Origin of the sequence: Sphingobacterium psychroaquaticum (genome assembly GCF_004421025.1) — a bacterium.
Classification (GTDB): Bacteria; Bacteroidota; Bacteroidia; order Sphingobacteriales; family Sphingobacteriaceae; genus Sphingobacterium; species Sphingobacterium psychroaquaticum.
Genome location: NZ_CP038029.1, coordinates 2918795 through 2930144 on the forward strand (window position 1 = coordinate 2918795; position 11350 = coordinate 2930144).

Sequence of the window (11350 nt, forward strand, 5' to 3'; positions counted from 1 at the left end):
GATGTAAAGGAGGAAGGGCCCTGGAGAATGTACCATGGTTTATACGCACTGATGCCCACATGTTGGATAATTGATTTCATAAATAAGTTTGACGTGTTGGTAATTAGTTCATTAGATAAACCGAGACTAATTTATAAATTATTTTTAAAATACATGGATTTATTTAAAATATTTTTTATTTAATAAAACTACATATGTAATAATAATATTATATACAGCTTTATGTTAAATAAAAATTAATTATCATTCCAATGATTTAGGAGTCGATAATGCGCCTTTCAAGTCAATACAGGGAGTTCTAGTTCGAGAAAACAAGCGGCGTTGGGATGAGATTTGTGGAATTAATAGCTACTTTTCGTAACTTGTATAAGTCGATGTTGTGTTTTATAATAATCGGCTTTGACCTATTCAAAATTTAAAAGAGACGTTAAGAAATGGAAACGCAGAACAATATACAAACCACGGATTCCATCGCAGTGAGTAAAGTGGTTCCGGATTTATTTTATAAAGTCGATATTGTGGTGATTGGCGCGGGTCAAGCAGGACTTTCTGCCGCGTACCATTTAAAGCGTCAGGGTATCGAACCTGGGAAAGGCTTTGTGGTGTTGGATGATGAATTCAGTGCAGGAGGTGCGTGGCAGCACCGATGGGATTCGTTGACATTGAGCACCGTGAACGGTATCAATGATCTCCCTGGATTAGCTTTTGCAGATGTCGTCAATACCAGCGACCACGAGTTACAAGCAAATACGGCTATTCCACAGTACTACGAGGCATACGAAAAGGAATTTGAACTTCCTGTCATTCGCCCTATCCGTGTACATGAGGTGACGGAGCGCAATGGTCGCTTTATCATTCGCACCAATGGCGTGCAATTCAATGCGCGAGGCATCATCAATGCAACCGGAACCTGGAAGACCCCTAATTGTCCACGTTATCCGGGATGGGAAAAATTCCAAGGTAGGCAACTACACACGGGGGAGTATAAAAATGCACAAGAATTTATTGGGAAACACGTCATTATCGTCGGTGGTGGTATTTCAGCCGTTCAATTATTGGGGGAAGTTTCAGCTGTAACCCAAACAACTTGGGTCGCCCGGAGACCGCCAGATTTCAGACCTTATAAATTCACGCCAGAGCTGGGACGCGATGCCGTTGCACTGGTGGAAGAACGAGTGCGGGAAGGCTTACCGGTCACTTCGGTCGTCTCCGTAACCGGGCTTCCAATCACCCCAGCTATACAAGAAATGTTGGATACGGGCACGTTAGATTGGAACCCCATGTTCGATGAGATTACAGAAACAGGCGTCCGTTGGGCCGATGGCCGAACCTTAGATGCCGATGTTATTTTTTGGAATACTGGTTTCCGTCACTCCTTGGATCACCTCGCCGCTCTGCATCTGCAAAATGATCAAGGTGGCATTGAAATGTCAGGAACTTTAGCGACTCAGGTCGTAAAAGATCCGCGCATACATCTCACGGGTTATGGTCCTTCCGCTTCCACCATTGGGGCAAACCGAGCGGGACGTGCCGCGGCTAAAGAATTGATTGCATACCTGCAGCTATAAACAAAAAGGCGCCAGTAATCCAAACCGACGCCTTCTATTACTTCCATGCGATGTGTATACCTTAGCCCTCGATAGCCGTCATTCCTGCATCGACCGCAAGTTCGGCACCATGAATGTAGGTCGCCTCCACCGAAGCTAAAAAAAGTACAGCATCGGCAATTTCTTCAGGCTCTCCCTGCCGCTTCAAAGGGATAGTCGGGATTATGTTATCAATAGCCACAGCTATCTGCTCTGCATTCAAACCTGTGTTATTGAAAATATTGGTACGGATATGTCCCGGGCTAATTCCATTGACACGAATACCACGCGGAGCTAATTCCGCTGCAAAGGTCTTGATAAAAGATTGTACAGCAGATTTTGCCGCAGAGTATACCGAAAAATTAGATGTGCCTCGCTGTGTGACAAAAGAGGTGTTTAAGACGATTGCCCCTCCTGCACTCATCAATGGTAAAACCTGCTGAACGGTAAAAAAAGTTCCCTTGACCAACATATTGAAAAGCTCGTCAAAATGTTGTTCATCCACGTCTTCGACCCCTCCAAATCGACCATACCCTGCATTCACAAAAAGCAGGTCGATGGCATCGGTATACTTTTCAACCTCCGATCGAAGCTGCATCACATCAGCCATCGTCCCGGCATTAGACACCAGACCATGGGCTTGAGGTCCTAACTTGGATACCGCAATATCCACCGTTTCCATACTTCGTCCTGTTATAATGACCTTCCCCCCTTCATTAATAAATTTTTGGGCGCTCGCAAACCCCATTCCATTCGTTCCCCCCGTAATGAGAGCAACTTTATTTTTAAATCGTTCCATATCCTTACTGTTTTAAGATGAACCAAAATTCAGTAGAAACAAGGGACTAAAAAATCTGAAACATGCGAAGTTTGAAAACGAAATTATATTTCGAATAAAACTCAGTTTCAAAATAAAATACTTATTTTAACATATTCACACCGCAAACAGGATTATAAATTCAAAAAATATGAGATACAAAGAAAGTATAAACATAAGCGGGGCTATCCTTTTTCCATTTATTAGTGCAGTGGTCCTTATAGATGTATTCCGTGCTATTGTTTCCGCTGGTTTTTCAGCAATCGAAATACCAACGTCCTTTTTTGAGTACTTCAGCTATGCATTTCTTTTACTCGTAATATTAAACACGATAAATTGGGCTTATATCTATACCAGATATAAACTTGGGGATCAAACCATTCTTTACAAAACAGACTACTTATACTTTGCTTTATTAATTGCTGTCTTAGTTGTAGGAACAGGGCTCGCAATCGAATCAGAGAGGAGCGACAATAATATTTTTATCATAGCAGTTGTTCTTTTTTCGTGCTTCCGTATTTATCAATACATTATCCTATTTCGGAATAAAAGAAAAACGAAAGGATAAAACTATTTACTCCCCCGCTTTATACTGTGGAATAAAATCTGTCTTAGTGTACACGTGGGCTCCATTCATTTCAATACCTGCGGCCAAGAAGTCATCTAAAATCAACTGATAAATCTCCGATTTTGCCAAGTCGATTTCACCAGATTGACTAATAAAGACATTGAGCTCGTATCGCACATAGAAATCGTCCAGCTTCTTTTGTAATACGAAAGGTGCTGGTGTGTCTCTTACGCGTGCCACGCGTGGTGGAATCGCGAGTAACATTTCATGGATACGATGCCATGATTCCTCATAACCAATTGTAATTTCCACTTGGAAGCATATCCCCTGATCGGAAAAAGTTGAATAGTTGATGGTATTCCCAGAAAGGACCGCCGAATTTGGAATAGTAATCTCCTCGTTTTTAATCGTTTGCAAACGCGTCACCAAGGGAGATTTCTCAATCACTACACCGGTTTTATCGCCAATCGTAATGCGATCCCCAATACGGAATGGACGCATGTAGGTAATTACTAAGCCCGCAATAACATTGGATATCGCTGACGAAGATCCTAAAGAAAACAAGACCCCAATAAAGACCGATATACCCTTGAAGATATCCGAATTTGCTCCCGGGAGATACGGAAAAATAAGCACCAAAGTAAAGGCATGCAATAGAAAGCGAACAATCGTAAAAGTCGGCATCGCAAATTCTGGATGAAAACCATTAATCTCAAGCTTTCCTTTGTCTATTTCACTAAATATATACCGAACAAAACGTATACTGTAGCGCATTACGAATAGAATCACCACCACAGTAATCATGTCTGGAATGTAATGCCAGATTGCTAAAACTGCTTTTTTAAGAGGCTGTGTAAATAATCCTATTAAGTTATTCGCCCAGCTTTGTGTAAAAGGAAACACACTGAAAATAATCGGCAACATGATAAAGGCCATCAGGATAATCACCCCCCATCGCAGAACATTTATCACATTGATCAAGATTCGTGTTTTTTGCATCGAAGTAACCAACACATAATTCTTGATTTTGATATCCTTTATCCGTTCGGTTCGCTCCGCCAATATACGCTGTACACTATAACGTTTCAACCTGTTGATCAACAAGATTAAAAGATAAAACACAAATAGGATAAGAACAATGAGGCCACAACGAATCAATAACTTCGTAATGCTGTTATCTTCTCTTTCTTTCGTAATTGTTTCTTGAATACTTTTGAGATACTGGGCGGCAACCTCTTCCTTGGTCTTCTCTTCCAACAACGCATCCAATTCGGTGATCGAGGTAATAATTAGATCCTTATAAATAATATCGGCACTGATTTCATTATTCTCGATCGTAAAAGAATCGACATTAGCAAAGTCATCCTCATAAAGGTTTTGTATACGCGCCACTACATTTTGAGCGCGATCTCTCGCTAAGGACGAACCAAGCTTGTTATATATATAAAAAATCGTATCTCGGAAAGGTGCGACCGCATAACGTTGTGTATTCTTTTTAATCGAATCTACTCTGATCTTCAACTGCTGCTTCCGGATACTATTTTCTTCCTCCAACTCACTAAGCTGTTGTTTAAGGCCCTGTCCTTTCGCACTATTCTGGCTTTTAAGTATGGTTATTTCATGCTGAAGCTTCGCCCGTTCGAGTGAGTCATTAATCTGCTGCTGTCGAATCTCATTGAGCATCACACTAAGACCAAGTTCTTTAGAATCCGTCGAATCGACCTCCTGTGCTACAAGTGGTGTAATGGTTGGAAAACAAAATAAGACAACAAGAAAAAGAATGTATAATACGCGCATACTTCAGGTCGATAAAATATTAAAAAATGAGAAGGTGTATAAAATTTACGCTCGTTAAACACCTTCTCATTTACCTCGTATAACAAAGATAACAATGTTTTCTATTCCATTACTATGACCAGATCATTGGTATCGACCATAGATCCCCCAGAGAGTTCAATTCGTTTGACTGTTCCGCCAGAAACGGCACATACCGTAGACTCCATCTTCATCGCTTCAATAACAAAAAGGGGCGCATTTTCGGCAATGGTATCTCCTTCCTTCACATGTACTAAAGACAGAAGCCCGCGCAGCGGAGAACCAATATGTCGTGGATCAGCTGGATCACTCTTCACATTTGCCCTTCTTTCCACCGCTACACTGGCATCCTGAACCTCTATATTTCGGGTTTGTCCGTTCAGCTTAAAGAACACGGTACGCCTTCCGTCATCATCAGCCGGCCCTACAGCCGTGAGCTTCACCAGTAATGTTTTTCCTTGAGCAATTTCAACCGTTGTCTCCTCCCCAACCTCCATGCCATATAGAAAAATAGGTGTTGGAACGAGCGATACATCGCCATACTTACGTCGATTTTCCAGATAGTCTATGAAAACTTTTGGATAAAACTTGTAACTCAAATAATCTGTAAAAGACAATTGTTCACCATACTGATTTTTAAAGTCAATAAAATCCGTTTCGATAGCTAACGCTGGAAGATATTTATTCGGACGTTCGCTACTCGCGGACGCCCCTTTAAGCACGACTTGTTGCATCTTCGCCGGGAAGCCACCTTCGGGTTGACCAATATCGCCTTTAAAAAAGGAGATAACAGAATCTGGAAAAGACAAGGACTCACCTTTAGATAAAATATCATCGGCTACAAGGTTATTGGACACCATATATTGCGCCATATCTCCCACCACCTTGGAGCTTGGCGTTACCTTCACCACATCTCCAAACAAGAGATTAGCTTCGATGTAAGCCTTTTTAATTTCCGGAATCCGATCGCCCAACCCGAGCGCCGTTGCCTGTTGTTTCAGATTGGAATACTGTCCGCCTGGAATTTCATGTTGATAGACCTCAGCAGAACCGGCTACCATACCGGATTCGAACGGCGTGTAGTATTTACGAACGCTCTCCCAGTAGTTGCTATACGCTTGCAGACTATCCGCATCATATGGCTGATCCCGTTCTTGGAAACGCATCATTTCGACCACCGCATTGAAATTAGGTTGTGACGTTAATCCCGACAGGGAGCCCAATGCACAATCCACCACATCGACACCCGCTTCAATCGCTTTCAGATACGTCGCCGCTTGAACCGAAGACGTATCGTGCGTATGCAAGTGAATCGGAATCGCAACCGTATCGCGGAGGGCTGTTACCAGCTCCTGTGCGGCATAAGGTTTGAGTAAGCCCGACATATCTTTGATCGCCAACATATGAGCCCCTGCATTTTCGAGGTCCTTTGCCAGGCGCAGGTAATAATCCAAGTTGTATTTACTTCGCTTCGGATCCAATATATCACCGGTATAACACAGCGCTCCCTCCGCAATTCCGCCAGTTCGTTTACGAACCATTTCGATGCATGGCGCTATATTTTCCATCCAATTCAATGAATCGAAGATTCGGAATATATCGACTCCTGTTTCCCAACTTTTCTCCACAAAAGATTCAATCAAATTATCGGGATATGCCGAGTAACCAACGCCATTACAGCCACGGATAAGCATCTGCAGTAAAATATTTGGTATTGCTTCACGCAATTTAGCCAGTCGCTGCCAAGGGTCTTCCAGTTGAAAACGCAGCGCCACATCAAAGGTCGCTCCCCCCCATACTTCCATACTAAATGTTTGCGGATGTGCTTTCGCAAATCCTTCGGCAACCTTCAGCATATCGTATGTACGCACCCTGGTTGCCAAAAGCGACTGATGCGCATCGCGGAATGTCGTGTCTGTATATTGAATCGCCTTCTCTTCCTTCAACCAAGTACACAAGCCTTCAGCGCCTAATTCGTTCAATCTATTTTTTGAGCCATAGGGGTAGCTTCTTACCGCATCAAAATGAGGCACCACCGGAATTTCCAAATCAAGCGGTCGCTTCCCTTTCACATCGGGGTTGCCATTTACGGCGGTATCGCCCAGAAAGTAAAGTAATCTCGTTCCCCGATCCAATCGTTTTGATGGTTTGAATAATTGCGGATTGTTGGCTAAAAAGCCGACATCAACCTGACCGGATAAAAATGCCGGATGCGTGATCAGATTCTCTAGGAAGCCGATATTACTCTTTACACCACGGATACGGAATTCACGCAATGCCCGATCCATCCGAAAAGCTGCTTCTTCCAATGTTTTTCCGTGCGTACTCACCTTCACCAACATGGAGTCAAAGAAAGGGCTCACTTTCATCCCAGCATACGCGCTCCCTTCATCCAGGCGTACTCCAAATCCAGCTGCCGTTCGGTATGTTACGATCGTACCATAATCCGGCCTGAAATCGTCTGCAGGGTCTTCGGTGGTTATACGACATTGAATCGCGTATCCATTTGTTTTGATCGCTTCCTGTTTACCTAGCGCCAGCGCACTATCCGAGAGTTTATAGCCCGATGCGATATACAATTGGGTGCGGATAAGATCCACCCCGGTAATCATTTCGGTGATCGTATGCTCCACCTGAATACGTGGGTTAACTTCGATAAAATAAATCTGTTCGTTGATGTCCACAAGAAACTCAACCGTGCCTACATTATCATACTTGGCGAGATGCGTAATACTTGTCGCATATTGATAGAGCTTATCCTTGGTCGCTTGCTGCAAATTACTCGCAGGCGCGACCTCCACCACTTTTTGAAACCGCCTTTGTACGGAACAGTCCCGCTCATACAGGTGCACGACATTTCCATGCTTATCAGCGACAATCTGCACCTCGATATGTCGCGGATTTTCGATGTATTTTTCTAAGAAAACGGTACCATCTCCAAACGCATTGAGCGCTTCTTGTCTCGCACTATCAAAAGCGATTTCCAGATCGTCCCTGCTTCGGATTACACGCATCCCGCGGCCGCCCCCGCCGGCCGAAGCTTTCAGAATAACAGGATAACCAATTCGCTCCGCTTCTGCGCGCGTAATTTCAATAGCTGTTAATGGTTGATGACTACTTTCAATGATGGGTACACCTGCTGCAACCGCAACTTCCTTGGACCGAACTTTATCGCCTAATCGCTCCATCACCTCCGGTGAAGGGCCAATAAAGAGGATTCCTTCTTCAGCGCATCGACGCGCAAACTGACTATTTTCGGAAAGGAAGCCATAACCTGGGTGAATCGCGTCAGCGCCGCATTTCTTTGCTGTCCGCAAAATGGTCTCCATATCGAGGTATGGCTTTAAAGGATCACCATCGCTGCCTACTTGGTAGGCCTCATCGGCTTTGTATCGATGCAAGGAGTATCGATCTTCAAATGTAAAAATAGCAACCGTAGCAACCCCGAGCTCGTTGCAGGCTCTGCTAATGCGGATAGCGATCTCGCCTCTGTTGGCAATAAGTACTTTCTTGATGTTCATACTAGTTTATAAGTTTAAAATGGTGTTTTATGCCTGCCTAAAACGAACATCTATTTAGACAGACAATTTATCGCTGATCAAAAAAAAAGCAATAAATCTTTTATAAAATCGAGTATAAACAAAACAATACCCAACCATAAAACATAAATTTAGTATATTATTTTCAAAAAGAGTTATTTTAAAGAAAAACATGGAGGAAGTGCTTCTTTTTTCAATGGTTCCCCAACATAAACTGTATGTAGCTGATTTTAAACCTCTCCCATCATCTTCATAAAAAAGTCATCATGGTAGGAACTGCCGATTGCAATTTCATATTTTTTAATAAATACGTCCCGATGATCAAAGGAGTCTACTTTCTCTTTATTCACAATAAAAGAACGATTAACCCGAATAAAAGCGGTTTTGGGTAGGCTATCATACATACACTTTATGGTCATGCGCGTAATAATCTGTCGGTCGTCCAACTGCAGGATTATATAGTCCTTCAGCGCCTCTATAAAAAGAATATCTGCCAGCTTAATTTTAAAAAACCGTCGATCGGACTTTACAAAAATGTGGTTCTCTGCTATTTTCTCTATATTTTTATTCTCCTCACCCAATAAAAGCGCATGGTACGCAATCGCTTTTTCTACCGCTTTACGGAATCGAGCGGCATCAATTGGTTTAACCAAATAGTCCAAAGCATCTAGTTCATAGCTGTCTACTGCATATTCCGAATAGGCTGTTGTAAAGATAACCAGGGTGGTATCCGGAATCGTCCGAGCAAATTCAAGCCCATTCATTCCTGGCATATTGATATCCAGAAAGATTAGATCAACCTTTGTGTCTTTCAAAAAAAGACTTGCTGATTCCGTGTTATTAAAACTATCTAACAACTCCAATGGCGCGATCTCATCGACCAATCTTTTTATCCCCTTACGTGCTATAGGTTCGTCATCAACTATGATACACTGCATAATTTCAATTTTACGGTATAATTTTGCGCTGTTTCTATTTTCTCCAGCGTGTATGTATTCGCATATAGTAAATTCAACCTACGGACTATGTTCACCAACCCTATCCCTCCGACTTTCTGCGGAACGGGGCGCTGAGGCTTTGAATTCTCACAGGTAAAAACGAGCGTCTCATTTTCTACCTTAAAGTTCAACTTAACATAGGAAGCCCCATTACTATCGAGGTTATGTTTAACTGCGTTTTCAACAAATGGAATAAACAATAAAGGTGCAACGACAATATGGTCTAATGCGCCGTCCATCTCGACTGTAAATTCAAAGTGGTCTCTTCTTACTTTCTCGAGCTCGAGGTAATCAATCAGCAAACGGATATCATCAGTTAAACGAACTTTATCTTTAAAACCATCTGTCAACTGAAACCGCAATAAGTCATCTAATTTAGTCAAAATATGTCGTGCCATCTCCGGCTCATCCTCCACCAAAATATTGGCGTTATTGATGGTATTGAAAAGAAAGTGTGGGTTAATCTGACTCTTCAAAAACTTGAGCTCCGATTCACTTGCTACTTTTTGCAATTCTTGCTTTTTTATACGGCTGTACATGATCGGCTTAAATAGCAAGACAGCCGACATCCCTCCCATAAACAACAGAATGGCCAAAAAAGAAGAGGATAAACTCAGAAAGATTGCCAACGCGCTCGGTTCTTGTCGGGTGACCGCAATATCATAAAATTGATCCTGTAAAACCATCAAGATTAATAGCGCAAAAAAGGTGAATAACACGACCGACAAAACATAGGGCACTATTTTATCTTTTGCCAAAAAATAAGGAAACAAGACGTACACGTTAACAAACACGAGCATATTCATAAAGAGGTAATAGGTAAGCCAACCCCAGAAACGGTTAACGGATAGATTTAGCGTGTCCGGTGTATCGAAAAACACCCCTATAGTAATCAGCAGTATAATGCCTTGTAAAAAAAGGTGTCTATGGATACGATAGGCATCCGATGTCAAGAAAGGAATCCCTTTATTATGTTCAACCTTCACATCCATCATACCACCTCTAATTTAAGTTCTATGCTTCCTCCATAAACTGTCAAGGCATATAAATCTGGATAGAGCGTATCGAGCTTTTCCATTACATCTTGTCTATTTTCATCCGCCAAGGTAATACGATCGGTAAATTTACACTGAAACACGATATTCTTATTTACGGCTTCGATAACCACATCCAGCTGCTTTACTTCCGCCTGTACCAAAATAGATTGCAACAAGACAATCACGAGTAAAGGAGAAATGATTGCCTTATTTGTATTTCCTTTTACTTCCAAGTGGTAGTCAAAAGGATCATCAGTAATCAATTTTTTCAACTCTAAGAATTGTTTAATAAACGTGATCTCGGAATGGAGAAATACCTTTTCCCGGTCACACTCATACAACTGGTAGCGTAATAGCTGCCCCAGTTGCATGAGTATTTGGGAGGATTTATGTGCATCGGAATTCGCTAGATAAGCGGCTTTCTGTAATGCTTTAGATAGAATAACCGGTGACACCTGCCCTTTTAGCTTGTTTACTTCTGATTCCAGGTACTTATATTCCAACGCCATGATATGCGCATTCATGGTATTCCATTTACGGAATAAGGTGACGGCACACATACTCCAAAAGCAAATAATGGTAATAGCCGAGGCAGATAAACTATCAACCAAGATAAGAGGATTGGTGTATGAGATTATGCGATGGCTTAATCCCAAAAATGTCCGTATGCTATATTCCATCGATATCCCTACACACAACAGCAGAAATACAAAAATCACAGAAGATAGGACGTAAGTTACATACCGCTCACGAAGCAAAAACTTTGGTATTAAAACGAAGTAATTAACGTATGTGGTTAGTAAATAAGTAGCGAATGATAGCAAACCAATCAGATATATTTTACCGCCCAAATGAGCAAGGGATTCCTGATACCCAATGAATACTTGATTGAACGTGATGATCCCCAACGTAACGATAAAGAACAAATGTCGGCCTATTCGATATTCGGGATCGACAATCAAACGATAGAATTTACTTTGATGCATAATT

General features: G+C 42.0%; 7 protein-coding genes. 1 reads left to right on the forward strand and 6 read right to left on the reverse strand.

Features of this window, described 5'->3' with window-relative positions; translation table 11 throughout:
• Nucleotides 1–434: 434 nt before the first annotated feature.
• Nucleotides 435–1568, forward strand: a complete 1134-nt coding sequence (locus tag E2P86_RS12375) for an NAD(P)-binding domain-containing protein (RefSeq protein WP_085471351.1) — start codon at nucleotides 435–437, stop codon at nucleotides 1566–1568.
• 61 nt (nucleotides 1569–1629) lie between these two features.
• Here E2P86_RS12375 and E2P86_RS12380 read toward each other — a convergent pair whose 3' ends face one another.
• The 6 genes from E2P86_RS12380 to E2P86_RS12405 all read right to left on the reverse strand — a co-directional run bounded on the left by E2P86_RS12380 (nucleotide 1630) and on the right by E2P86_RS12405 (nucleotide 11346).
• Complete coding sequence (locus E2P86_RS12380; protein ID WP_134433374.1) at nucleotides 1630–2385, reverse strand: SDR family oxidoreductase; 756 nt, start codon at nucleotides 2383–2385, stop codon at nucleotides 1630–1632.
• 592 nt (nucleotides 2386–2977) lie between these two features.
• On the reverse strand, nucleotides 2978–4768 hold the full coding sequence (locus tag E2P86_RS12385; protein WP_134433376.1) for a mechanosensitive ion channel domain-containing protein: 1791 nt from the start codon (nucleotides 4766–4768) through the stop codon (nucleotides 2978–2980).
• Between the two features lie 101 nt (nucleotides 4769–4869).
• Nucleotides 4870–8307, reverse strand: coding sequence for a pyruvate carboxylase (locus E2P86_RS12390; protein WP_134433378.1), 3438 nt, complete (start codon nucleotides 8305–8307; stop codon nucleotides 4870–4872).
• Nucleotides 8308–8555: 248 nt separating this feature from the next.
• A complete protein-coding gene (locus tag E2P86_RS12395) occupies nucleotides 8556–9263 on the reverse strand; it encodes a LytR/AlgR family response regulator transcription factor (protein ID WP_134433380.1) in 708 nt (235 codons plus the stop codon).
• Nucleotides 9248–10318, reverse strand: a complete 1071-nt coding sequence (locus tag E2P86_RS12400) for a sensor histidine kinase (RefSeq protein ID WP_134433382.1) — start codon at nucleotides 10316–10318, stop codon at nucleotides 9248–9250. The genes E2P86_RS12395 and E2P86_RS12400 overlap by 16 nt, the downstream gene beginning before the upstream one ends.
• Nucleotides 10315–11346 carry a sensor histidine kinase gene (locus E2P86_RS12405; protein WP_134433384.1) on the reverse strand — a complete coding sequence of 344 codons (1032 nt, stop codon included), beginning with the start codon at nucleotides 11344–11346 and terminating at the stop codon, nucleotides 10315–10317. The genes E2P86_RS12400 and E2P86_RS12405 overlap by 4 nt, the downstream gene beginning before the upstream one ends.
• Between the last annotated feature and the right edge of the window lie 4 nt (nucleotides 11347–11350).

Excerpts from the sequence above, each read along its gene's own strand:
- E2P86_RS12375 (WP_085471351.1), top strand. The coding sequence starts at position 435 with ATGGAAACGCAGAACAATATACAAACCACGGATTCCATCGCAGTGAGT.
- E2P86_RS12380 (WP_134433374.1), bottom strand. The coding sequence starts at position 2,385 with ATGGAACGATTTAAAAATAAAGTTGCTCTCATTACGGGGGGAACGAAT.
- E2P86_RS12385 (WP_134433376.1), bottom strand. The coding sequence starts at position 4,768 with ATGCGCGTATTATACATTCTTTTTCTTGTTGTCTTATTTTGTTTTCCA.
- E2P86_RS12390 (WP_134433378.1), bottom strand. The coding sequence starts at position 8,307 with ATGAACATCAAGAAAGTACTTATTGCCAACAGAGGCGAGATCGCTATC.
- E2P86_RS12395 (WP_134433380.1), bottom strand. The coding sequence starts at position 9,263 with ATGCAGTGTATCATAGTTGATGACGAACCTATAGCACGTAAGGGGATA.
- E2P86_RS12400 (WP_134433382.1), bottom strand. The coding sequence starts at position 10,318 with ATGATGGATGTGAAGGTTGAACATAATAAAGGGATTCCTTTCTTGACA.
- E2P86_RS12405 (WP_134433384.1), bottom strand. The coding sequence starts at position 11,346 with ATGCATCAAAGTAAATTCTATCGTTTGATTGTCGATCCCGAATATCGA.